This window comes from Paenibacillus sabinae T27 (genome assembly GCF_000612505.1).
GTDB classification, from domain to species: Bacteria; Bacillota; Bacilli; order Paenibacillales; family Paenibacillaceae; genus Paenibacillus_AQ; species Paenibacillus_AQ sabinae.
In genome coordinates this window covers 707494-732134 of record NZ_CP004078.1, presented here as the reverse complement: position 1 = coordinate 732134, position 24641 = coordinate 707494, and the positions used below count along the sequence as shown (strand labels likewise).

Genomic DNA, 24641 nt, shown 5'->3' with positions numbered 1-24641 from the left:
CTTTTAAGGGGACTTTTCCTGCTGTATTCTTGATTCTATTAAACCGATAAGTGTGCTTCGCTTCTCATCCATTCCTCGATCATATCCATGCTAAATAAAATTCTTCTGCGCACCCTTATATGCGGAATCTGTTTCTCGCGTACCATCGCATAGATACTATCAGTGGATACCTGCAGATAACTCGCAAGTTCATTTACGGTTATTATTTGTTTCATTCCGATCGCCTCCAGGTTAATTCTTTTGAATTGATTTATCCTTGAACTTATTGTAAAATTTGTATCAATTACAGGCTTGGCCTGAAGTGAGCATTAATGAGGAATCAACGTCCTACTATAAGTCTGCCCTTTTATCCCTTTTCGCCTTTTGGGATAGCATGTGGTTATAATCCTTTCATATTGAGAGACTAAAGCTGCACTTTACATCTGTTGATGTGAAGTGCTTTTTTGTTTTGAAGTCCAGCCAATATTTTATGAACTCATCTTCAAAACATAAGTGTGTGACGATCTGGTTAAACAAGACACGAAATCCTACTCGGTCTTGGGCCCTCCTTTTCAGGAGGTTGGTTTAATGTTGACTAGAATGAGTATTCCCGCGGCCCGACTTTCTATAGGAAAACTTACTCCGGTAAGAATTTCTATTGATGGTCAAACAACGATGTATCATTGTCATTGGTGATCCATTATGAGTAAGAACGGTAATAATTTCTACCCGCTCTACAGGGCCGAACCACTTCAGCAAGCACAAAATTATATAAGCATCAAAGATCCTCAGAAAAAAGGCGAACTAAAGCGTTACCTAAAATCATTGAAATATAAAGATTTTTTGATCATACAGAGTAATCGCAGCCTATGGGAGCAACTATTAAGAGATCCTGATCCAATCTTTAGACGACAACTCTGCACAATAACTTATAAAATAACTCAAGAACAAATTGCACACAACGTATCAGGTTCAACAAAAACTGGATTTTCGTTGATCAACCATACGCTGCGGCCGGACTATTTGATCACATTCATTCTAGCAATCATGTTTAATGTCCCGTGGCAAATTATCACTGAAAAAGAACCCGTCGAGAACTCATTTAAAGATTTTACGGAATATAATCTCGACGGGTCTGCAAAAAGGATCAGCGTTGAGGCACTTTATGAAGAGAAGGATCGTGTTGGTCGAAACATTGCTGGATACTTAATCACAGATGCTCAGCGCCTGCTTGAACAGGCTGGACCCCTAACGACAGGACGTTGGGTGACTACGTATCCGGAATTAGATTATTTTGAATTTCATTTACCACATGAACCCGTCCTTCATAAAGCCAAAAGAAAAGAAATCCTCAACACCTTTCCGTTTGCTACGCATTTAGGGACAACTTACACACCATTACGATCAGAACGATCTTTATGGGTGATGGGACCAAAACCTGGGAAGCTTCAAGAATATCAACAAACTTTAATGGAATTAGATTTCCGGGATGAGACAGATATTCGTGAAATCTAAATCATATTTGAATCAGACCATCTTCCGATTCGGAGGATGGTTTTTCTTATACAAGTAAGAATTTTCAGGCACCAGATAATAATTGGCCACCCTGTTGATGTAGTGAAAAACTCATCTGCTGTGGGAGGAATCAGTATGGAAAAGGATATGAAAACCCAACCCCCTTCACGTTTGGAAACCGAAGAAATAACAAAAGAATCTTTTCGGCAGAATGCTTCTTTAAACGAAAAGATTCTTCTTTGTGAAGGTATGTTTACTGATCTTCGTGACGATCATGATATTAGAAAATTAACCCGAGCGAGGATTGAGAGCATGCTTTACGCGAGTAATCTTAAACAATCGGAAGCACCGATCAACGTTCATATTGGACGACAGGGAATCAACCAGTGGATATGGGAAAACAATGTGATACCTGAAATTCCAACGAATGTTTTGAAGGAATATCTTAAGCAGAAGCTGACGTATGATGCCTTTGCTTTTTATAACGAGTACATCATGGTTCGAGAACTATCGCAAAAAATTGCTGCACATTTGAAGATACCTGTCAGTGATATTTTAGATAAGCACTTCACGGACAATGAGGTCTTGACGTATCTATCATCATCATTTGCAACAACCGGCAGAAAGCAGAACCTAATGGCGTTTATTGTTCAGCACGCAAATCAATTTCTACAGACAACCTTGCAAGATACAGAAAAATATAGCCTGCTCTTTACACCATTGAAAACAAATAAAGGAAAACCAGTTCATCCGAAAATTGAAATGTATATGAAACAGTTAACAAAAGAGGGCAAATCTGATCATACCAAAGCAAGAGTCAAGACGCACATCAATTCTTTGTTGGTTTGGTTGGTTGACAATATGAAGGATTTCGCAGCTTGTCAATCTCATACTGTTCCAGTCTTATCCATCACAGAGATCCATCTACAGGAATTTCGTTCCTATCTACTGAAGAAACAGCGAAAAGGAGAGTATAGCCTTATTACCATTAGTGAATGTATCTATGCTATTAGAAGCTTCTTTTTATTTTTGAAAAAAACTTTCGGATTTCCAGACCCAGCAAAAAAAATTAAATCGATTAAAGCATCTCGATATCGTTTCCGAAACTTACCTACTAAAGAACAGGTCACTGCGTTTTTTAATGTTATTGAGGTATATTCCGAGAATCCACTTATGGAGCGGATCGCTTTTCAATTCATGCTTACACTTGGCTTGCGTTCTATGGAAGTCTCACAAGTATCGTGGAATGACATTAATATGGAAATCCGAACGATTTGTATTCACAGTAAAGGCGGAAAACATCACGAATTACCGCTGGCTGGAGAACTTTATCGTGATTTGAAAATGCTCCGTAGCATTCCTTCAAAGTCTACATACTTATTTGGCGACGATCCAAAAAGAATTGTATGGAAATTTCAAAATAACTATAAATTATACAGCCATATCGCTGGCTGGACATTCCCCGGCGGATTGCATTTATTTCGCCATTGTTTCGTAACGAATCTAGTTGGTCAAAATCCTCCACCACAAGTAGTTCAGGTACTTTCGCGGGTAATTAAAATGGACACGGTTAGTTTATATACCCATCTAAATCAGATGTCAAATTGGCGTTCACAAGAAGTGAATAAGCTTGATTATTCATACAGAGGAGGTAAATGAGCATGCCTATTTATGATAAAGAATTCGAAATGGACCTCTTATTGGAGGACAAAATTAAAGAAATGGCCGAAGCATACGGTCCCCATAAATTTTTCCAAGCTTTAAATCAAATGGATTGGATTCCAAAATCGACAAACAACGAAAAAGCTCGTGAGCATGTAAAACTAAGTGATGCTGTCGAGTTCTATTTTTCGAGCGATTCATTTACTGAACTTGCGGAAAAATCACAAGTAGCTTATCGCTATGAAATGAATTGGTTTATCAAATTCTGCAATCAACATTTCGATCAAGACCCTGATTTCAAAACGATTTGTACCTCTCAACATTTAAGTGATTACTTGGCACCGGTGAAAAATAAAAATACTCGAAGCAAAAAGGCTGCCTTTTTGAGAAGCTTTTTGCGAACCATTCTTGAGCATTTTTATGAAGAAAAGATAGATAAACTAAAGCGGGTATTAAAGGTGGAGGTTGATAAACGACGTGTACCTCGTGCATTCACTAAAGAACAAATTGATGAGTTGATACTGCTAGCTAGATTAGGACGTGAATCACATCGGAACTTTATTATACTGTGGACGTTTCTCGGGACCGGGATACGCCTCAGTGAGTTATGTTCTCTTCAAATTGGAGACATTAAACCGCAGACACAAGATATTTGCGTTCGTTCAAAGGGCGAAAAAGAATTTAAAACTCCATGTAAAATCACTAATTTTTCACTTGAACTGCTGTGTAAGTATGTAAATTTCAGGTATGGTGCCCTTAAGGAGTCGCCCAATTATTCTGAGCTATATGTATTCTCCGACGATAAGGGTATTACACCACTTCATGAGAGTACTATTCAAAAAATGTTTACCAATCTCATTGATGAAGCGTCAACTATTACTGATGATGACAAAAGAGTTTATCAGCTATCTGTTCACTCTCTCCGTCATTCGTTTGCCCTTTATTTGCTGGAATCTGGTGTAAATATATACACAATCCAAGAGTTGCTTAGACATAAGTGGCTCAGCTCAACACTGGTTTATCTTAAAATGTTTGATAGCATGCTTGTTAAAGTAATCAATCAACATCCATTAGGAAATCTGAAAGTCAATGATTTTTTCTGAGGAGATCCGATAGATGAACAACATTTTATTCGAATCCAAGTACTATAAATTTTGGTATGAGCATGTAGATCTTACAGCGAAAGAATATGTTGAACGCGACCTGCGAAAATTTGAAAAGTATTTGCAATTGAGAGGATTTGAAGGCGAACTTGATTTCGACAAATTCCATGCCAGCCCAAAGCATCCCGGCTCATTTCGACCCATTCAGCAATACTTTATCGACCAATTTGTAGAATACCTTCGCGAAGATTATCAGGCAACGAAGAATGTTATGTACAATGCGATCAGTTCTTTAAAAAATTTCTTTAAATTCCTATATGACATGGAGTTGATTCAACTTAACCCAATGGAGGATTATCCTAATCCATATTATGACCGACCGATCAAAAATACTGCTCTTTCAAAAGAGGAATGCCTTGCTCTTCTCGGTGCTACCTTGAAAAAAGATCCTTTCTTTCGCCAGGAATTCGTTTTGATCTGGTTCATGCTGATTACTGGGGTTAGGAATTCAGAAGTTATATCCATTTCTCGAACCAGTGTTAACCTTGACACCAGGATGGTAATGATAATAGAAGGGCAGAAAAATGATGCTCGTTCTACCAGTATTACTACTGCTCTATCAGAAGAGCTTAGGCGGTATGTCAATCATCCGAACTATATAAATTGGGCAGAAAAAGGTAGAGATACATTATTCTTTCGAAAGGAAAAACCGCTAACTGGTGATACGTTACGAAAATTACTAAAGAATTTATGCCTCGAAGCTAATTTATCCAGAATCGCAACCCCTCACGACTTGAGGCGTACAGCTGGCTATCTCATGCAATCAGCCGGAATGAACATGGTCGAAATCCAAAGGCAGTTGGGGCATCAGATAATGGCTACAACATTACGCTATATCCCACCGTTGAATGACTTAGCCAAAATCCTGGCCCAGGAGGTTGAACAACATTAATAAAATGTGTAATCGTAAGCTGCCCGATTATTATAAGGAAATGACAATAAGTATTATAGTAATAAATCAAGCTTAAGGGTCTCGTTATCGGACCCTTTTTCAATACTGTAATTTATGTCATCCACGTTTCTTTTGAAACATTAAGGGGAAAAATGTAAATATACTTTGCTGATTTTCATTTTTTTCAGCAGAACACAACACTCTGGAGTTGGAGAGATTTAGTATGGCTAACATTCAAAAGCGTGGAGACAATTCGTGGTTCTTGACTGTAAGCCTTGGAAAAGACCACCAAGGCAAGTATATACGACGCACAAAAACCGTTAACTGCCGTACCAAAAAAGAAGCTGAAAGCGAATATGCAAAATTTCGTCAGGAAGTTGAAGCTGGTGAATATATCGCACCACAGAAAATGACATTCGGAGCGTTTGTTGAAGAATGGCGCGATAAATATGCTGTTAAACATCTGGGTTATAAGACATTGTATACATACGAATCGAATCTAAAAATTCGTATCCTGCCTGCTTTCCAACACATGCAGTTAGAGGATATTAAGCCCCTCCATATTATAAATTTTCTTGATAAACTTGAAAAAGAAGGCAGCCGCGGAGATAAAAAAAATGGAGGGTTAGCCTCTGGAACGATCGAGATTAATCACCGTATCTTAAAAAACATTCTAAAACGTGCAGTTGAATGGAGAATCATCAAACGAAATCCGGTTAGTGACGTGCAAAAACCAAAAGTCGATTCAAAGGAGATTATCCCATATGATGAAGCAGAAGTTGAACAAATGCTTCGAGCACTGCAACGTGAACCTTATCACTGGAGGATAATGATTACTTTAGCTCTTACAACTGGGTTACGACGGAGTGAGTTGCTTGGACTTGAATGGAAGCATCTTGATTTTAACACGGGCGTGTTAGATGTTTCGCAGAGCATGATCCATGCTCTGAAAGGTGAAGTCATCGTGAAACAGCCTAAGACAAAGAAATCCATTCGTAAAGTTGCATTACCAAGCTCCATGCTTAAAGAGCTAAAAGAATATTACGACTACAGAATGCAGGAACGAAATGACATCGGGGATGCATGGCGCGGCGGCAGTTGGTTTTTTATGTTTTCACATACAGATGGACAACCTTTCCATCATGAACGGCCCTATCTTTGGTTTCGACAGTTCGTTAAGAAAAACGGGTTTCGATACATTCGATTCCATGATCTACGGCATACCTCAGCAACAATTCTAATTAACCAAGGCGTTCATGCCAAGATCATTTCAGAACGGCTTGGACACGGAAGCATTACGACAACAATGAACATTTACGGCCATGCTCTCCGGACAGCCGACCAAGCAGCCGCGGATAAGTTCGAATCTTTCTTTACATCTAAAACAGCACAAGGACAATAACGAAGACGCCTGGGGTTTTACCCGGCGTCTTCGGTTCATTTGGGCTGACTTATGACTGATTTTTACATCAATTTTACATCAATCCTGTTTTTCGGCCTCTGTATCACAAATATTATTAACCTGTACTATACAGAAAAACCCGATAGTAATAAGGTATTCATTAAACTGTTTCATTCTTCATCAACAAAGCCACCGATTCTACGTGCACGGTATGCGGAAACATATCCACCGGCTGCACTTCCACCGTCTTATACCCTCCATCCTCCAGCACCCGCAAATCCCTGGCTAGGGTGGACGGGTTACAGGACACGTACACTACCCGCTCCGGCTTCATTTCCAGAATCGTCTCCAGTAGGCGCGGGTCGCAGCCCTTGCGGGGCGGGTCGACGACAATGACGTCGGCGGTGATGCCCTGCTCTTTCCAAACAGGGATGACGTCCTCTGACGGTCCCGCCTCGAACATGATGTTCTTCATGCCGTTCAGCTCGGCGTTAGCCCGAGCGTCCTCTATAGCCTCCGGCACGATCTCAACCCCGTACACTTTATCCGCATACTGCGCAAGGAACAGGGAGATCGTACCGATGCCGCAATAGGCGTCGATCACAGTTTCGCTGCCCGTCAGTCCGGCATACTCCACCGTTTTGCCATACAAAACCTCGGTTTGTGCGGGGTTCACCTGGTAAAAAGACCGCGCCGAGATGGCGAACTGCACATCGCCGATATAATCATAAATCACGTCTCGCCCCCACAATACACGAGTCTCGTTGCCAAAAATAACGTTTGTCCGCTGCGTATTGACGTTCTGGCAGATGCTTGCCACCATCGGAAGCTGCTCGCGGATGCTGCCGATCCAAGCATCAACATGTGGGATATCCCGCCCGTTGGTCACGAGCACAAGCATCATCTCGCCGGTGCGGAACGCCTTCTTGACGATGACATGCCGCAGCAGTCCGCGCCCGGTCTCTTCATTATACGCACTGATGCCGAGTTCGCTTCCGATGGCCTTGACCAGGCGAACGACTTCATCGTTATGCTCATGCTGAATCAGACACGTCTCCATGTCGATGATCCGGTGACTGCCGCGCGCGTAGAAACCGCCGACAAGCCCGCCGTCGGCAGCGCCGATCGGCACCTGGGCCTTGTTGCGGTACCGCCAAGGCTCGTCCATACCGAGCGTCGGGCGCACGACAATGCCGCCGGGGCGTGAAGCCTCGGACGAAGCGGTGCCCTCCTTACCCTTCGCCACATCCAGCTTCCCGATCCGCTCCAGGTTGTCCACCACAAGCTGCCGCTTCCACTCCAGTTGGGCAGCGTAGTCCATGTGCTGCAGCTGGCAGCCGCCGCATTGGTCATAGATCGGGCAGGGCGGTGCGATGCGGGAAGCGCTTGCCTCCACAAGTTCAAGCAGCTTGGCGTATCCATATTGCTTCTTCGTCTTAAGAACCCTCGCCCGGACTTTCTCTCCGGGAAGCGCCCCCTGCACAAAAAGGGTATAGCCCTCTACCCGGCCTACCCCTTCGCCTTCATGCGTCATGCCGATGATATCGAGCACGACCTCATCGTTTTTATTTACAGGCAGCCCGGCGACGATTGCCGCCTTACTGTCCCCGCGGCCTTGACGGCGGCCGCTGCGGTTATTTTTCATCGATCGGTTTCACTTCTTTCCTGATCTTCATTATTCATGGTGTGTGTTACATTTCGACTTCATGCTGCTTAGGAGTTCTGCGCAAATATCCGCAAATGCTGCGGCAGGATCCGGAAATGGCCCGGAAGCGTGCCGCCCAGCTCTCCGTCCAGATTCAGCTGGACATATCCGGTAGAGGTGACTTCCATTTCATTCGTGCGGAAGTACACGACTTTCTTATCCTGCAGATGTTCGCCGCGCAGCGCCAGGGTAACCAGGCGGATTAACTCGGCAAGGTTGCATTTCTTCAGGGCGATCACGTCGAACAGCCCATCGTCGATGCGGGCATCGGGAGCAAGCTTCTCGAATCCGCCGACGGAATTCGTGTTGGCAATCAGGAACAGCATGAACTCGTCATGGATCAGCTCCTGCCCGTTGGCGCGGATCATCAGCTCGGTCGGAGACAGGCTGGCCATTTTCTCGATACCTTTTAAATAGTAGGCAAGCTGTCCCATCATCGTCTTGAGCCTGCTTGGCACTTCATATGTCAGCTCGGTCAGCGTTCCGCCGCCGGCAATATTAATGAAATAACGGTCGTTGGCTTTACCAAGATCGATAAGGCGCGATTGCTGCTTAATGATCAGATCACAGGAGTCTTCCCAGTATTTTGGAATACCCATAGCGCGCGCAAAATCATTAGTGGTTCCCAGCGGGAGCACCCCAAGAGGAGGAAGATTCGGCTTCTCCGCCATCCCGTTAACCACCTCATTCAGCGTACCGTCGCCGCCAGCCGCAATAATGAGATCGTATCCGCGATCCACTGCATCGGCCGCCGCCGCTGTCGCATCGCCTTCTCCCGTCGTCGCATGAGTGGTGGCCTCAATGCCGCCCTGGTCGAGACGGTCCAGAATATCGGCAAGCCTTCTCCTCATTTCCTCCCGCCCGGAAGTTGGATTATATATTAATCTCGCAGTTTTCATCCTGGAACTTCACCCGTTTCTATATTGAACAACTTAACTGATTATACCCAATTCTGGAGGGCACAATCAATATATGTAAAAAGGGGAGGAAACAGCACAGGAGAAACGCCTGTATTTCCCCCCTCCATCAGTATTCGCAACAAGCAGGCGGATTCTGCGCGGACGCATGTACCAGCTGAAAAAAAATGTTGCATACGTGCAAAAACGGTGGCCGAGCGCAGGCGCGATCTTATCGCCCCTACCAACCCATTTCCGGTTTCCCCCTACGCAGCCGCCTCAGCAATCTTACATCCGCAAAAAACGGCGGACAGCATAGACGTGTCTCCTACACTTTATCGTCCATCCCTGGTTCTTCCCCGCGCAGCCTCTCCAGCATCGTCTCAGCCTGAGCAGCGATCCAGTGGGGCAGCAGCGGGTGGGGCAGCAGCGTTCTGCCGGTGTATTTGTAGGTCAAGCCTTTCAGCTTGTCAGGAATGACATTTTTGGTGAAGTAGCCCTCGCTTAAAAAAATCGGCGCCACCAGCACCTCATGCCCCTGTTCCCGCCAATACTGCACCTTATCGCCCACACCGCCCAGACTCAGCAGCGCGTAATCCGCCGCCGCAATGCCGCTGATCCTGAGGACGCGTTCCGCCAGAGACAACATCCCCCGCTCCCAGCGCTGGCGGAAACCGGGATGCACGCTTCCGTGGCCGACCAGGAGAATGGTCTCTCTGGCGGGATTCTCCGACAGGTCCCGGATTTTATCCCAGACCATGATCGCGATATCCGGGTCGTCGTCGACGGGGTTGCCGTAGTGAATGCGGGCTGATACTCTGAACCGCTCAAGTTCGGTTTCTTTTTCCGGCTCATCCTTCGCCCCAAGCGCATAGGCTATCTCATCCACATGGGTGCTGCCCGACGAGACGAACAGCGGAATAACCAGAATATCCGTAACGCCCTGCCCTTCCAGCCGGTCAATCCCGTCCTGAATGGAGCGCCCCTCCACCAGCTCCAAAAAAGAAACCGCCACGGGAACAGCTTCCCGCAGCGATAAACCGTTAACGGCTTCATCGACGATCGCCACCCAGGACGTATCGCGAGAACCGTGACTGATGATGAGAACGCCCGCTTTCATACGTTAGCGCCCCAGGCGTTCCAGAGTCAGCTTGTAACCGTCGTTTCCATAATTAAGGCAGCGTTTGACCCGCGAGATCGTCGCCGTGCTCGCTCCGGTCTCCGCTTCGATCTGGTTATACGTGCAGCCCTTGCCCAGCATGCGCGCCACCTCAAGCCGCTGGGACAGCGACTGGATCTCGTTCACCGTGCACAGATCATCAAAGAAAACATAGCATTCTTCCATATTTTTTAAGGTTAAGATAGCTTCAAATAATTGATCGATACTTTTATCGTTCAGCTTCTTCAGCTGCATAAAATGATCATCCCCTAAAATGGCTTTTCTGCCTTTTACTATATTGCACCAGAGCGCATTTTTCAAGCATTAACGATTTCACGCTGTAAAGAATGAAAAGGAAGGACAACTGTCCACTCCCAGCGTACAAATTAGTTAAGCCTGCCCGCGCTCCGCTCGCCTCTCCCGTGAGATAGCGCCCTTCCTATATTACTCCATTAGCGTGCTAAAAACAAAGCCGGACAAGGATTTTTCAAGATTTCCAGGTACCGCTGGGCAGCTGCCCTTTTCCGCTCCTATCCCTGTTACCCCGGGCATACGTCCATACCTTATGTTCGCCCATGACATACAGTATAGCAAAATCACCGACAAAGGAATGTGATATCATGCCGCATCATTACTATAATCATTCCCGCCGGAACAGCCGCGCTTTGACTGAACCGTTTAATGGCTCCCCTTATCCGGGAATCAGCCCATACGTACAGGTGCCGGGACCCGGGACGGCGGGGGGGCTCTCCACTGTGGGTGCGGAAGCGGCGGAAACCGCGCTTGCGGTTCCGGCAGAGGCGGAGACGGCAGCCAAAGGAGGCGGACTGTTAGGAAACCTCGGCGGGCTTGCCAATATGGCGAATATGGATCAGATCAAGGGGCTTATCGACAAGATGGGGGGAATCGACGGAATCGTCAGCTCCATGGGGAAAGTGCAGAAGATTATGCAGAGCTTTCAGCAGATAGCCCCAATGTTCAAGCTGGTTATGGCCGGGCTTGGCAAAGGTAAGGGGAAGGGCGGGGCGGGCCTGCTTGCCGCGGAAGAAGACTCCGCTTCATATGGTCCTTCCCGGCGCAGAAAAAGAACCGCCCCGAAAAGCCGTAGATCAGGCTCTTCGGGACGGCGGCGTTCAGGTTCCTCCGGCAAGCGGCGCCGCAAGTAAGCGGCGCCGGCTCTATGCCCAGCGGAAGAAAGTCATGCGGGCTGGCGTTTATTTAGCTAAACCAGCCCCGTTTTTTAAACCACAGCACCATGCCTGTGCCCAGCAGCACCATGATCATCAGGACCAAAGGATAGCCGAAGAGATAGTCCAGCTCGGGCATTACCCTGAAATTCATCCCGTAAATGCCGGCGATCAGCGTCAAGGGCATGAAGATGGTGGTGATTACCGTCAGTGTCTTCATAATCGTATTCATCCGGTTCGAATTCAGGGATATGTAACTGTCGCGCAGGTCCGACGTCATTTCACGGTCGGCTTCGATCATATCGGTCAGCTTGAGCAAATGGTCGTAAATATCGCCGAAATACATGCGCTCCACCGAATTGCTCTGAATGTGCTGCGAATTGAGCACCCGGTACATCAAATCGCGCATCGGCACAATCGTCCGGCGAAGCTTCAGGAGACGCCCGCGGACATCGAACACCTGGGTCATCAGCTCCTCAACCGATTCATTGCTCCCCCTGTTCTCCAGTTCCGCCAGTTCGTCCTCGATCATATACAAGCTCGGAAAATAGTGGTCCACCAGCTTGTCCATCACCGTATAAGCCGCCAGGATCGGGCCGCCGGACCAGCCCTTTCGGTTATGGATTTCCTTCACGATCTTATTCCAGGCTTCATCCAGCTCCGTCTGCCTCTGAAGATGAAAGGACACCAAAAAAGATTTGCCGACGAACAAATCCACCTCTTCGGCCTTCAGCGACGATTCATTCAGCGCATGCAGCACCAAAAACTGCACTTCCTCATAGTAATCAAGCTTCGGCCGCTGAAGCACATGCATGCAGTCTTCAATCGCCAGCGGATGAAAATGAAAATAGGTATCCAGAAGCTCCGTCTCCTCCGGAGTCGGCTCCGAAAAATCCGCCCATATCCACTTGTACTCCTCTATCCTGATCTCCCGCAGCGGCATATCAATCAGCACTTCCCCCTGAGGGGTGACCGCCAGCGTCCGTATCATAGCCTTCCCTCCTGAAGCTCAAGAACCATGACCTGCAAAAACTTGCGGATATTCACCTTGGTCTTGCCGGATTCCCGGCCCTGCTCGATTTCCTTCATTTTGGCGCGCACATCTTCGAAATCAAAATAAAGCGGCGCGTAATATTCAAACTTGGGATGGCTGTAATCGGTCAGTCCGATGGAAGCCAGATGGGCCAGCCCGGTCGCGAGCGCCCGGCGCAGCCGCTGCTCGATGGCCTTCGTCTCTTTGGCGATGTCGCTTGTGCTCTCCTTGTAGCGTGCGGCGACGGTTTCATACAGCTCCTTGAGCGGAGGCAGATTCCCCGCATCCTCCCGTTCCATCAGGATTTCCATAATGGCCAAAATATCTCGTCCGCCGCTTTCGCCAATCATTCCCATGTTCATCAGAATCGCCTGGACGGCATCCTTTACCGTACGCCGGGCCGGAATCGCCGGGGCCGCTCTGAATTGAAGCCCCTCCAGCTTCTCCAGGCTCGATTTGATTTCATCGAGGTAACGGCTCATCGCATAGCGCTCGTTCACTCTCCGCAGCACGGTCTCCACTTCGATCCGGTTGATCGGCTTGCGGATGAAAAATTCGATGCCGCTCTCATACGCCCGCCCGACCATATCCTGATTCTCGATTTGCGAAATCATGACGAACTTGGACCTGCAGCCCTGTGCCTGAAGGGAGCGGATCGTCTCGATCCCGTCCTGATCGGGCATCAGCAGATCCATCAGCACGATGTCGGGCGATTCCTCCAGAATCAGCCTGACGCCTTCCTGCCCCCCTTCGGCAGTTCCCGCCACTTCGCCAAGGCCGCTGTCCTCAATAATATGCTGCAGCATCCTCCGTGCGCTCCGGTCGTCGTCTACAATACAGAAAGAAAGCGGCATGCTCTACTCCTCCTTTTGCAGCTTCTTCGTGGGAACCGAGATCTTGAACATGGCCCCGCCCGCGTGAGGAGCATTGTTAACCGTTATTTCGCCTTCGAATAAACGGACAATATCCTTCACATGGGACAGGCCGATCCCCGTAGCCGCCACACCCTCTTCATCGAATTTGGTCGTAAAGCCGGGCTCGAACAGCAATTCCCGGTCGCGCTCTTTCACTCCGCCTCCGCTGTCGGTGACGGTGAACACGGTCATGTCTTCTTTTTCATATACGTTCAGGTAGATCGTTCCTTTATCTTTGATCGCTTCAACGGCATTGGCAGTGAGGTTGTTAAGCAGCGTGAGCAGAGGAATATAGCTGACGGTGGCATAATCGGAGGTAAGCTGCCGGGTAAACATGATGTCCTTGCCCAGCATATCGGCATACTTCTGGTTGCTCTTGACGGTAAAACGGAGAATGCCCGACAGCGGCATATCGCCTGTAACCTCACGGTCCACCAGCTTCGTCAGGCCTGCGAGAATCCGCTGCGAATCCTTCTTCACCTCATGGATTTGCTGCGTGATATGCAGCACCCGGCGGCTGTGGGCTTCATCCTCGTCATCCTTCAGGCTGCGGTACAGCTCATAGCTGTCCAGGGTTGCCTGTTCGAGTGTGCCGATCGATTTCCTCAAATAAAATACTTCCCCGTAGAGGCCCGAGCCGAACCCGAGCATCTGCTCCATCCGTCGGTTCTGTTCCTTCTGCACCAGCCGAAGCTGGCTGACGGATATGCTGCTGTACAGTCCGGTTGTAAAATAAGTCCTCAGCATGGCGATCGCCATCAGATACGTCCACTCGTTCAGCCGGAACGAGGTCGTTCCCAGCACCAAAAGCCGGGTCAGCAGCTCCATCTCATTGGATAGAAGGTCGATGACGGCCGCCACGGCTCCCAGCACCAGCGGATGGAAACGGTCCACCCGGCCTTTTATGACGCTCATCAGCACCGCAAAGACGATATAATACACCATTGCCGAGCAGTGTCTGGCCATACTATCCCGCACGGTTAAATCCGTTACCGCCAAATCAAGGCCCGTTCGGAACAGCAGGATAAATACTCCCGTTACTACACCCGTGAGCAAAAAGGGAAGATGCCGAAACAAAAGCAAAAACAGCAGAAATGCACTGCTGCCCAGACCGATTCTGAAGATGTCGCCGGCGAAGGGATTGATCTTGAACTCCCCGGCAATCGCGGTTATGACCGCGACCAGCAGAATCTGAATATATGGATGTCGGTTAAGCGGCTGCCCCATTAGCCATGCTCCCACGCGCTAGTATTAGCCATTATAGTACCATAAACCGCTATGAATTCCTACACAATACTACAAAAGAACGCCTGACGGGGGCGTCAGGCGTTCTTTGTTTCCAGGCGTTTGGACAATTGGGACAGCAGGAAATTGACGGTGAAATAAATCAGTGCGACGAGCAGCAGAATCGGAATCGTATAGTTATAGCCATGTCCGATAATGATTCCGGCGTTGTGCATCAGATCCGCCAGAGAAATAATCACCGCCAGCGACGTATCCTTCAGCAGAGAGATAAACTGGCTGACCAACGGCGGAACCATCCGCCGGAGACCTTGAGGAAGCACGATATGCCACAGCGTCTGCATTCCCGTAAGTCCCGATGAGCGCCCCGCTTCAATCTGCCCTTTATCGACCGAGGTCAGTCCGCCGCGTACAATCTCCGAAATCATCGCCGCTTCAAAAATCGTCAGCGCCGCAATCGCCGCTGTCACCAGCCCGAGCTTGATGCCGACCTCTGGCAGCGCAAAACGCATGAAGAAAATAATGAGCAGCAGCGGCAAATTGCGGATCAGTTCCACCAGCACGAGGCAGATCGGCGACAATACCGGAACCTTCGCGTAGCGGATCACGCCGATGATGCAGCCGAACACGAAGCTGAGAATAATCGCCAATAAAGCGACGAACAGCGTAATATACAAGCCGTCCAGCAGAAATTTGAGATTTTCCGCCGAATAAGCGCCGGCAAAATCCATCGTTCATCCTCCTTTCAAACTCACAAAGTCTCGGAGTTTACTCCGTCAGCATTTGCTTCACTTTGTGGGGCTATGTTCTCTTCCGGGGTCCCCGCAAAGTATTCGGAATTCGCTTCGTCAGCATTTGCTTCACTTTGTGGAGCCATGTATCTTTTTCGGGGCCCCCGCAAAGTACTCGGAGTTTACTCCGTCAGCATTTGCTTCACTTTGTGGGGTGCTTTAGCGCTGAAGTCTGCGCTCCCATACCCTCATGCCATAGCTGAGCGGCAGCGTAAGCACCAGGTAGAACAGTGCAACGAATACGTAAGTGTCGAACGTGCGGAACGTATCGCTGTTAACGATATCCGCGAAATACATCAGATCAAGGCCGGCGACGATCGTCAGCACCGACGAGTTCTTGATCAGGTTGATGAACTGGTTGCCGAGCGGCGGAATAACCAGCTTGATCGCCTGCGGCAGGATGACATGGATCATCGTCTGAACATAGTTCAGGCCTGATGAGCGCGCGGCTTCCGTCTGTCCCTTGGGAACGGCCGCGATCCCTGCGCGAAGCGCTTCGGCGATAAACGCCGACGTATACACCGAAAGACCGATGGTCCCGGCCGTAAATCCGTCCAGAGACATTCCGAACGCCGAGGGACCGTAATAAAAAATATAAACGACGAGCAGGAGCGGAATATTGCGGATGAACTCGACGTATCCCGTCCCGAACCAGCGCAAAGCTCTTACGGGCGTGATGCGGAATACGGCGATCAGGACCCCCAGCAGGAAGCTGCCGGCCAGCGCTATCAAGCTGGAAAGAATCGTACCGCGGAATCCTTCCATATAAGTGCCGAAATAATCCGTCAAAATGGAAAATTGCATCTTGATCACCTGCCTTTTTTATATATAGCGATGGGTTTCATTCTGTGTTCTAACTCTCTCTTCGATTGGCGTCCATCGACAAGCACGAAAGGATGGCCGGCGGAATGCGCCCGTTCCATCCTTTCGCTGCCGCCGGCTTTGGAGCCGGTCTTTTATATATATCCCCTCATTGTACATCCCCATGTACATCAGGCGGAGTGCCTGCCAATCCAAAACTTCGGACCTTTAGATTAACTTACTCGGCCGGTTTTTTGCCGATCCATTTTTCATAGATTTTGTCGTACTCGCCGCTCGATTTCAGCTCGGCCAGTGTTTCGTTGATGGCTTTAACCACTTCGCTGTTGCCCTTTTGCACGGCAATGCCGTAAGGCTCGTCGGTGAACGGTTTGCCTACAACTTCATAGTTCGAATCTTGAGCCGCCATACCGTACAGGATCGAGTCGTCCGTCGTCAGCGCATCGCCCTTGCCTGTTTTCAGCGCAGTGAAGGCATCCTGATAGTTGTCGAATTCCAGCACGTTGATGCCCGGAACCTTCTCCTTGATGTTCTTCACGGAAGTGGAGCCCTTGGAGCCCAGTACCGTCGAATCCTTCGTCAGGCTTTCAAGACCGGTAATAGGACTGCCTTTCTTCACCAGCAGCGATTGTCCAGCCTGGAAGTAGACGTCTGAGAAGTCAACTTCCTTCTTGCGCTCTTCCGTAATCGTCATCGTCGCAACAACCATGTCGATTTCGCCGTTGTTCAGCATCGGAATCCGCGTCTTGGAGGTTACTTCCTTCAGCTCAATCGCGTTCTCGTCGCCGAGAATATGCTTTGCGATCGCTTTGGAAATGTCGATGTCAAAGCCTTCAACCTGACCGCTCGCAGGGTCCTTCAGACCGAACAGCTTCGTGTCGAACTTAACGCCGACCTGCAGCTTGCCGCGCTCTTTGATTTTGGCAATGCCGCCTTCTCCCGCAGCCGCGTTGCTTCCACCCGCATTGTTGCTGTCCTTACCGCAGCCCGCCAGCGCAGCTATGAACAGTGCGACGATCATCATTACGCTTAACAGCTTCCAGCTCTTTTTCATGTACAAATTCCTCCCCAGTGTCTCTTTATAATTAATGGCTTAATACCCGGCTGAGAAAAGTCCTTGTGCGCTCCTCGCGCGGACTTGCGAAGAACTGCTCAGGAGCAGCTTCCTCCACGATCTGTCCCTGGTCCATGAAGATGACGCGATCCGCTACCTCGCGGGCAAAGCCCATCTCATGGGTAACGACAACCATCGTCATGCCTTCCTTCGCCAGCGTGCGCATAACGTCAAGCACCTCGCCGACCATTTCCGGATCAAGCGCCGAGGTCGGTTCGTCGAACAGCATGATTTTCGGCTTCATTGCGAGCCCTCTGGCAATGGCGACCCGCTGCTGCTGTCCGCCGGACAGCTGGCTTGGATAGGACTGCGCCTTGTCCGCAATGCCGACCTTCTCCAGATAATACATGGCCGTCTTCTCGGCCTCTGACTTGGATACGCCCAGCACCTTGACCGGAGCCAGCGTAATGTTGTCGATTACTTTTTTATGCGGATACAGATTGAAGTGCTGGAACACCATCCCGATATCCCGCCGCACCTTGTTGATGTCGGTCTTCTTGTCATTGATGGCAGCCCCGTTCACGGTAAGCCCCCCGCTTGTGATCGTCTCCAGACGATTGATGCAGCGGAGCATCGTACTCTTGCCGGAGCCGGACGGACCGACCACGACGACCACTTCCCCTTCATCAACATGCAGATCGATGCTCTTGAGCACATGGAAATGTCCGTAATGCTTCTCTACCTTTTGAAAATCGATCAACGACAGCCCCCCCTTGCTCTATGTTGTCCGACATTCGGAATCTCTTTAAAACGCCCTCTGTCAGCTATGGTAACACTTGAGAACAACCTTACTTTAACGACTATAAAAAACTACAAATTCCTACACCGACCTTCGCATAAAAAACCCAAATTCCTTTGCAAACTGTGCGATATTTAATTTTCTTTCTCTATTGATTAATGTTTTTTATCAGATTCTTGTAACCTTTTATGACATAAAAAAGAACCGGGTCGACGTTGTCGATCCGGTTCTATGCCGCCCAAGCGGCGAATTAAAATATAATTTTGAAAAGGAGTCCTGCCAGCACGGCGCTGATCGGTATCGTAATAAACCAGGTGACGACGATCCGGCCTGCTACACCCCATTTGACTGCAGAGAAACGCTTCGCCGAGCCGACGCCGAGAATCGCGGATGTAATCGCGTGGGTCGTACTGACCGGCAAATGCAGCATAGTCGCCGAGAAAATAACGGAAGCGGCCGAAATGTCGGCGGCAAACCCGTTGATCGGTTCGATTTTGAAAATCTTGGTGCCCATCGTCTTGATGATCTTCCAGCCGCCGATCGAGGTGCCAAGCGCCATTGCCGTGGCTGCCGAGATTTTTACCCAAAGGGGTACTTCCATCGTATCCAGGCGTCCGCTGGTCAGCAGCGCAAACGTAATGATCCCCATCGCCTTCTGCGCATCATTCGTCCCGTGGGTGAAGGACTGGAACGCGGCGGTCAAAATCTGCATCGTACGGAAGCCCTTGTTGACGGTATGCGGACTTCGTCTTGCAAATATCCATTTGAGTATGGTCATAACAATATATCCGATGACGAAAGCAATGATCGGGGAGAAAATAAGCCCCTCCACAATTTCGGAAAATCCGCTCCATTTAATATGATCCGAACCCGCCCCTACGTAGACCGCTCCGGCCAGCGCTCCGATGAGCGCATGGGAAGAGGACGAAGGGATACCGAACCACCAGGTTATGAGGTTCCAGATAATCGCAGCCAGAAGCGTCACGATGACGATCTCGATCCCGTTATCCAGCTTCGTCGGATCGGTTACACTGCCGCCGATTCTTTTGGCCACGCCGGTAAACAGAATCGCGCCGACAAAATTCATGCACGCCGCCATAATAATCGCGGTCCGCGGCGAAAGCGCCCGGGTCGAAACCGAGGTTGCAATCGCGTTGGCTGTATCATGGAAACCGTTGATAAAATCAAAGGCGAGTGCGAGTAGTATAACAATGCCTAGCACTAATAAAGATGTATCCATAGTAACTTGCCCCTTATGAGTTGCGCATAATGATCGATTCCAGCATGTTCGCTACGTCTTCGCATTTATCCGTAGTCGTTTCGAGCCGCTCATAGAGCTCCTTGCGTTTGATCAGCTCAATCGGGTCTTTAACCTGCTCGAACAATGCCTTTGTGCAGTGGCGCAGCACCTCATCGCCCTGGTTCTCCAGATCGTTCAGCCGGATGGTATGTTCGCGGATGGCCAGCAGCTTCTTCTGGGACAGCAGATGAACGGCTTTTTGAATTTCGTAGGAGCTTTGGCGCAAAATCTCGGCGAACTGGCTGATATACTCGTCCGTCTCGGTCATGTTGTACATATAGAAACGGGTAGCAGAGGAATCCAGACCGTCGATAACGTCGTCCATGCTCGTAGTCAGCGCCATAATATCGTCGCGTTCCAGCGGGGTAATGAAGGTCTTGTTCAGCTCTTTGATTATCGTATGCGTGTAGGTGTCACACTGGGATTCATATTTCTTCATCTCCCCGGCAAACAGCTCCAGATCGCTAAGATCGGAAAGGTGCTGGGCAAAGTAATCGGCAGCCTGTACAATCGTGTCGGCCATATTCTCAAGCGTCTCGAAGAAGATGTCCTTTTTTCTCAACTTCATATTATAGACTCCTTTTAAATAAAGTTCCTTGGAACGGCGGCGGCATCCATATGTAAACGCAGTATTAAAATGAATGACGACCTTTGTTATCTTAACATATCGTCAAGAGGGATAGATAGCAAATCCACCGAACTTTTTTACACCTTAGGTAATAGTTTGTCGAATGTTACGAAAAGAATGCGCTATCTTCGGAATGTTTGGAACGATATGGGACTTATCTAAAAGACTAGGATACTGATATCGATACGTGGCTGTCAAAGGAAGGGGTGTTCGGCACAATGAGAATATGGGTGATCCCCGGGTACATTGCCGCTTCCTTCCCGTCCTGCACAAAGCGGACGATATCGCCGGCTTTCCGGGCCCATCTGCCCCTGATGACCTGCCCCCGCTGGAACAGCAGCGCCTCCCCGCCCAGCTCCAGATTGACGGACAGCCGCCCGGCGCTGTCAAGCACCGTATGGTCGGCCCCCATCACGATCACGTTAGCCGCTGCAACCGGCGTTCCGTCCTCCCGGTCCAGATGCGGCTTCCCGTTAACCCATCTTGCATAGGTGCGCGAAGCGGCATCATATTTGTAATCCACCGCATAGCTTTTGAGCAGAAAATGGACATTGAATCCGGCCGCGGGTACTCCGCCAACCGGAACATAATCCGGATCGGTAAATGTATAGTCGGGAACATTGACCGCTCCGGCATATCCGAGCTTCTCCGCGCCCTTCCGAAGCTTCTCTTCGCTCGTGTACAGATTATGGGGGGCCTTCCGGTCCTTGTCCCGCCAGAAATAAGCGCCGGCCCGGCCGATTTCATCCATATCGTTCTTCTTCCCGCTCTGCAAAATCGCATAAGCGGCCGGACTGCCGCCCGCATGCACGGTAATGCCGCCGTAAGATTCGCCGATGTCGATCAAATACGGGCGGATACTTCGGACAGGCCCGATTTTGCCGATGCCGGACTGGCTCTGGTAGATCGCGACCAGCCGCGTAATTCCGCCCTCCGCCAGCACCTCGTACAGGATGTCCGCCCGGCTGATTCCGGACTGGGGACGCGCCGGCGGCGCATTGTTAATCATCACGGCAAGCGGCCGCGGAAGCGGCGTTTCCGTGACGGGAAGGCCGGTGAGTCCCGACAGGGCCACCGGTGAAGGATCGGCGGCGGGCGACGGCTCAGCCGAAGCGGCAGGCTGCGGAGTGGCAATGGCCGGCACGGACGTAGGGAGAGCGCCGCCGCCGCCCTCATCCTGCGGACCGCAGGCGGTGAGGAGAAGCGAGGCCATTAGAATGCTCCCGAGAAGCCGGGAGCCGTTACGATTCATCATAAAGGATGTGTTCCTCCTTAACTGGTTAACATGTCTAATGTTCATATCATCCCCGAGTGAGAAGAATGCATGACGCTACGAAACATTTTCAGGGCCCCCCCTATAATAGAACAGACCCGGAATAACAACAACCTGTACAACAAAAAGAAACGCCTGACGGCGTCCCGAAAGACGCAAGTACGTTTCTCGTAGATATCTTATATTTTAAAAAGACACCGCCGTTCCCCCCCCCGTGATGCATGAGTTGCATCGTCAGCGGGCGGCACGGCAGTGCCTGCACAAGTGTGCGATATTTCCCTAATCAAGCAATGCCCGGGCGAACCGGTCCGGCCATTCCATTTTTGGGTGGAAATTGTAAGGGATCGCCTCCGTGAACAGAATCGCATTCACATGAAGCGATTTGAATATAAGCGGCTTGCGCTCCAGATAAAGCAGCGGATCGATCGGAACGGAGAAGTCGATGTAAGACTCATAGGAGCCTTCGAACCCCCGGGGCCAAAATCGCTTCAGCGGATGCTCCGGCAGACGCCCGCCATTCTTGACATGTTCGTACGTTTGCCGTATCCAATCCTGCATGGTCATGTTCTTCATCGGAATGTCGATAGTTTCCCAGCCCTTGAGCAGCGACCCGTGTTTCCCCCACTCGATCCGGATAATCGGCCGTTCCCCACGCTCCCTGGCTTCCCGGACCGCCTCCTCCGAGGAGATTACCGAGCTGTGGAAGAACGTCATGACCTGGGTGACCGTCTCCTCTACAGGATCATACTCCACCCATATCTCTTCATGATCGCAGGGCTCGTAATCGTCCGGAAAGTCGAAGTCGTCCTCCCAGAACAGGTGATACCCGATCAGCGGCCGCGTCGGATGATGGACGGCAGCGATATCCTTCAGGGGAAAGCATTCCGCCTCGGTTGTGAGCAGCAGCGGGCAGTGGCGGCGGATAGCGGCGGCTTCCTGTTCCGTAATCGCAAGCGGAGGTTCCAGCGCAAGCGTCCTCTGATAGGCCTGTCCCGCCCGGCGGAGCTGCCCGTCCAGATGATAATATTCTCCCTGCCTTGCCGGGTACTCGGCTTCATCCGGAAACACCTTGCGCAGCAGATCAAGCACGGGGATGATGGCTGCGCATGTGTCTTCTACACTGACTTTTCCATCCAGCATCGCCTCGGCCAAATTCGCGCCAACCGTCTTCCATTCATGCGTATAGATTTCAATCATGGCCGGGCCGTCTCTTCTTTCACCATCGAACGGATGTAGAAGTAGCCGAGCACCGAGCACAGCAGGAACGTAAAAAAGGATATCGCCGCAGCCTGCTCGCGCTCCTGGAAGACGCTGAATACCTGCTCCATCGACACGCCGAGCATTTGGGGAGCATTTGGACCGACCAGAAACGGAGCGGTAAACGATCCGATGACACCCATGAATACGAAGGTGACCGCGACGAGAAACGTTTTGTACGATAGCGGCATGATGATACGGAAGAAGATGCGCAAGCGACCCGCCCCGATATCCTTGGCGCTCTCAATAACAGCGTTCGGAATTGCCGCCAGCGCCGAGCTGAGCAGCATCGTCGTAAACGGGATATTGAACCAGAGATTCGCAATGATAATGCCCTTCTGATCAAAAATAATCCGCGGAAGCGTCCCCCCGAACAGCAGCAGCCAGCGGGACAGCCAGCCGTGGTTCCCGAGCAGGTTGATCAGGCCATAGGTAGCGATAACCCCTGGAATAAAGATTGGAATCATATAGGTTTTGCGGATTAAATCGACCAGCCTGCCGGTGCTGAAGCGCATGTATACCGCAAGTGCGTAGCTGACAGCCAGCACAATCACACAGGAAATAATCGTCACCTGAAGGGTAAATACGATATTCGCGCGCATCCCCTCATCAGTAAACAAATACACATAACGGCTCAGCCCGTACCCGCCACTTTCATCGCGCAAGCTTTCGAAAAAAGATAATATAATCGGAATGATTACGATCACCGACAACAAGAGAAAGGAGGGGATAACCAGACAAAGTCCGAATATCCCCATTTTTACTTCCTTCCTCATTGAGCCGCCACGTCGCTCTGCCAGCGTTTGTTGATCTCTTTGCTCAGTTCACCGACGTTGAAATTACGGAAGCCTTCCGACACGCCTTTAAACGAATCCTGAATATCCTGTGGCATGTTCGTAAGCTCGATTCCCGGGAAGCCGTGCATCGTCTTAATCATGACAGTTTGCGCTTCCGGCGACAGGACGAAGTCCAGGAATTTATAGACGGCTTCTTTCTTGTCGGACAGCTTCGGCACCATCAGATAAGTCGGTCCGCCGTTGAAGCCCGGTGTAATCTGCTGCATTTTTGTCGTTGCCGGCAGTTGGCCTTTATCCAGTTGTTCAAGGACCATGTCCGACCAGGCCGGAATCATGTCGACCTCTCCGCTCGTCAGCAGATCCAGCGTGCCCTGATTCTTTTTCGGATAAATGCCTTTGCCGTACAGGTAGGGTCCCAGTTCCTTCAGCGTCGCAAAGCCTTTGTCCCAATCCTTCATGATGGCCGGATCGTCGTTATGGATAGCCTCTTCAGGCAGATCTTTATAAAGTGTCGTCGTTACGAAGGAGCTGCCGGAGCCCCCGGTGGACGGGTCGTTATAAGCAAAACGCTCAGGATTCTTCTTAATCCAGTCGAACACCTCGTCCAGCGTGCGCGGAGGCGTAGTCACCTTCTCACTGTTATAAGCGAGCACGACGGCTGACGAACGGTAAGGCACCGCCAGATTGGCGACATCCTGCATCGTTTTTGCATCCACTTTGGCGAGATTCGGAACGGAGCTTGTGCTCAGCGTATCCCAGAGGTCGTCTTTTTGACCTTGAGTGACAACGGGCAGACCATCTTCATAAAGGTCGATACCACCCGATCCCTTGCCTGCTTGCTTGGCGGCCAAAATACGGTCATAGGTCGGTTGCGCGCCGGTTCCGGAAGGAATGTACACGAGTTTCACTTTGACGTCCGGATTTTTTTCTTCGAACATGGGTGTGAGCTGATCCCACAAGTTCTTTACGTTCTGGGAGCCTGTAAAATAAAACTGAATTTCGACCGGTGCGCTGGAAGAGGCGGAATTGCTTGCTGCCGGGGATGAGGAACCGCCAGCGGCGGCGGAGCCTGCTGAATTGTTATTCGCTGTACCGCAACCGGCCAGAATACCGAACGACAACGCCAGAGCTGACAGTACAGTAAAACGTTTTTTCATACGAAACATGTAAAATT

At 49.8% G+C, this 24641-nt stretch carries 24 protein-coding genes; 6 read left to right on the top strand and 18 right to left on the bottom strand.

Features of this window, described 5'->3' with window-relative positions; genetic code table 11:
* Window positions 1-38 precede the first annotated feature (38 nt).
* Window positions 39-215: a helix-turn-helix domain-containing protein gene (locus PSAB_RS03395; protein WP_025333192.1), complete on the bottom strand. Its 177-nt coding sequence runs from the start codon at window positions 213-215 to the stop codon at window positions 39-41.
* Between the two features lie 466 nt (window positions 216-681).
* On the opposite strand from PSAB_RS03395, the gene PSAB_RS03390 reads away from it, so the two are divergent.
* From PSAB_RS03390 to PSAB_RS03370, 5 genes are all read left to right on the top strand, one after another.
* Entirely contained in the window at window positions 682-1494 is an 813-nt protein-coding gene (locus PSAB_RS03390; protein ID WP_025333191.1) for a hypothetical protein, read from the top strand.
* Between the two features lie 135 nt (window positions 1495-1629).
* Window positions 1630-3153: a tyrosine-type recombinase/integrase gene (locus tag PSAB_RS03385; protein ID WP_025333190.1), complete on the top strand. Its 1524-nt coding sequence runs from the start codon at window positions 1630-1632 to the stop codon at window positions 3151-3153.
* A 2-nt stretch (window positions 3154-3155) separates the two neighbouring features.
* Window positions 3156-4259 (top strand): tyrosine-type recombinase/integrase, encoded by a 1104-nt coding sequence (locus tag PSAB_RS03380; protein ID WP_025333189.1) that lies wholly within the window; start codon window positions 3156-3158, stop codon window positions 4257-4259.
* Window positions 4260-4272: 13 nt separating this feature from the next.
* Window positions 4273-5211: a tyrosine-type recombinase/integrase gene (locus PSAB_RS03375; RefSeq protein ID WP_025333188.1), complete on the top strand. Its 939-nt coding sequence runs from the start codon at window positions 4273-4275 to the stop codon at window positions 5209-5211.
* A gap of 223 nt (window positions 5212-5434) precedes the next feature.
* Complete coding sequence (locus PSAB_RS03370; RefSeq protein ID WP_025333187.1) at window positions 5435-6613, top strand: tyrosine-type recombinase/integrase; 1179 nt, start codon at window positions 5435-5437, stop codon at window positions 6611-6613.
* Between the two features lie 160 nt (window positions 6614-6773).
* Here PSAB_RS03370 and rlmD read toward each other — a convergent pair whose 3' ends face one another.
* The 4 genes from rlmD to PSAB_RS03350 all read right to left on the bottom strand — a co-directional run bounded on the left by rlmD (window position 6774) and on the right by PSAB_RS03350 (window position 10628).
* Window positions 6774-8258: a 23S rRNA (uracil(1939)-C(5))-methyltransferase RlmD gene (gene rlmD / locus PSAB_RS03365; protein WP_025333186.1), complete on the bottom strand. Its 1485-nt coding sequence runs from the start codon at window positions 8256-8258 to the stop codon at window positions 6774-6776.
* A gap of 68 nt (window positions 8259-8326) precedes the next feature.
* Window positions 8327-9217: a diacylglycerol kinase gene (locus PSAB_RS03360; protein WP_025333185.1), complete on the bottom strand. Its 891-nt coding sequence runs from the start codon at window positions 9215-9217 to the stop codon at window positions 8327-8329.
* Between the two features lie 325 nt (window positions 9218-9542).
* The gene (locus tag PSAB_RS03355) at window positions 9543-10334 is read right to left on the bottom strand and encodes a sirohydrochlorin chelatase (protein WP_025333184.1); all 792 of its coding nucleotides are present in this window, start codon (window positions 10332-10334) and stop codon (window positions 9543-9545) included.
* A gap of 3 nt (window positions 10335-10337) precedes the next feature.
* Window positions 10338-10628, bottom strand: coding sequence for a YerC/YecD family TrpR-related protein (locus PSAB_RS03350; protein WP_025333183.1), 291 nt, complete (start codon window positions 10626-10628; stop codon window positions 10338-10340).
* Between the two features lie 365 nt (window positions 10629-10993).
* On the opposite strand from PSAB_RS03350, the gene PSAB_RS03345 reads away from it, so the two are divergent.
* A complete protein-coding gene (locus tag PSAB_RS03345; RefSeq protein ID WP_025333182.1) occupies window positions 10994-11539 on the top strand; it encodes a hypothetical protein in 546 nt (181 codons plus the stop codon).
* Window positions 11540-11591: 52 nt separating this feature from the next.
* On the opposite strand, the gene corA is transcribed toward PSAB_RS03345, so the two are convergent.
* From corA to PSAB_RS03280, 13 genes are all read right to left on the bottom strand, one after another.
* The gene (gene corA, locus PSAB_RS03340) at window positions 11592-12551 is read right to left on the bottom strand and encodes a magnesium/cobalt transporter CorA (RefSeq protein ID WP_025333181.1); all 960 of its coding nucleotides are present in this window, start codon (window positions 12549-12551) and stop codon (window positions 11592-11594) included.
* Window positions 12548-13447, bottom strand: a complete 900-nt coding sequence (locus PSAB_RS03335) for a response regulator (protein WP_025333180.1) — start codon at window positions 13445-13447, stop codon at window positions 12548-12550. The genes corA and PSAB_RS03335 overlap by 4 nt, the downstream gene beginning before the upstream one ends.
* A gap of 3 nt (window positions 13448-13450) precedes the next feature.
* Window positions 13451-14734, bottom strand: coding sequence for an ATP-binding protein (locus PSAB_RS03330; RefSeq protein WP_025333179.1), 1284 nt, complete (start codon window positions 14732-14734; stop codon window positions 13451-13453).
* 95 nt (window positions 14735-14829) lie between these two features.
* Complete coding sequence (locus PSAB_RS03325; RefSeq protein WP_025333178.1) at window positions 14830-15480, bottom strand: amino acid ABC transporter permease; 651 nt, start codon at window positions 15478-15480, stop codon at window positions 14830-14832.
* Between the two features lie 219 nt (window positions 15481-15699).
* Window positions 15700-16344, bottom strand: a complete 645-nt coding sequence (locus PSAB_RS03320; protein WP_025333177.1) for an amino acid ABC transporter permease — start codon at window positions 16342-16344, stop codon at window positions 15700-15702.
* Window positions 16345-16579: 235 nt separating this feature from the next.
* Entirely contained in the window at window positions 16580-17413 is an 834-nt protein-coding gene (locus PSAB_RS03315; RefSeq protein WP_025333176.1) for a glutamate ABC transporter substrate-binding protein, read from the bottom strand.
* 31 nt (window positions 17414-17444) lie between these two features.
* Complete coding sequence (locus PSAB_RS03310) at window positions 17445-18173, bottom strand: amino acid ABC transporter ATP-binding protein (RefSeq protein WP_025333175.1); 729 nt, start codon at window positions 18171-18173, stop codon at window positions 17445-17447.
* 289 nt (window positions 18174-18462) lie between these two features.
* Window positions 18463-19452, bottom strand: coding sequence for an inorganic phosphate transporter (locus PSAB_RS03305; protein WP_025333174.1), 990 nt, complete (start codon window positions 19450-19452; stop codon window positions 18463-18465).
* A gap of 13 nt (window positions 19453-19465) precedes the next feature.
* Window positions 19466-20080 carry a DUF47 domain-containing protein gene (locus PSAB_RS03300; RefSeq protein WP_025333173.1) on the bottom strand — a complete coding sequence of 205 codons (615 nt, stop codon included), beginning with the start codon at window positions 20078-20080 and terminating at the stop codon, window positions 19466-19468.
* A 226-nt stretch (window positions 20081-20306) separates the two neighbouring features.
* Entirely contained in the window at window positions 20307-21395 is a 1089-nt protein-coding gene (locus tag PSAB_RS03295; protein ID WP_025333172.1) for a DUF3048 domain-containing protein, read from the bottom strand.
* Window positions 21396-21692: 297 nt separating this feature from the next.
* Window positions 21693-22610: a hypothetical protein gene (locus PSAB_RS03290; protein ID WP_025333171.1), complete on the bottom strand. Its 918-nt coding sequence runs from the start codon at window positions 22608-22610 to the stop codon at window positions 21693-21695.
* Window positions 22607-23446, bottom strand: coding sequence for an ABC transporter permease (locus PSAB_RS03285; protein WP_025333170.1), 840 nt, complete (start codon window positions 23444-23446; stop codon window positions 22607-22609). Before PSAB_RS03285 ends, PSAB_RS03290 begins: the two co-directional genes overlap by 4 nt.
* Window positions 23443-24633 (bottom strand): extracellular solute-binding protein, encoded by a 1191-nt coding sequence (locus PSAB_RS03280; RefSeq protein ID WP_025333169.1) that lies wholly within the window; start codon window positions 24631-24633, stop codon window positions 23443-23445. Before PSAB_RS03280 ends, PSAB_RS03285 begins: the two co-directional genes overlap by 4 nt.
* Between the last annotated feature and the right edge of the window lie 8 nt (window positions 24634-24641).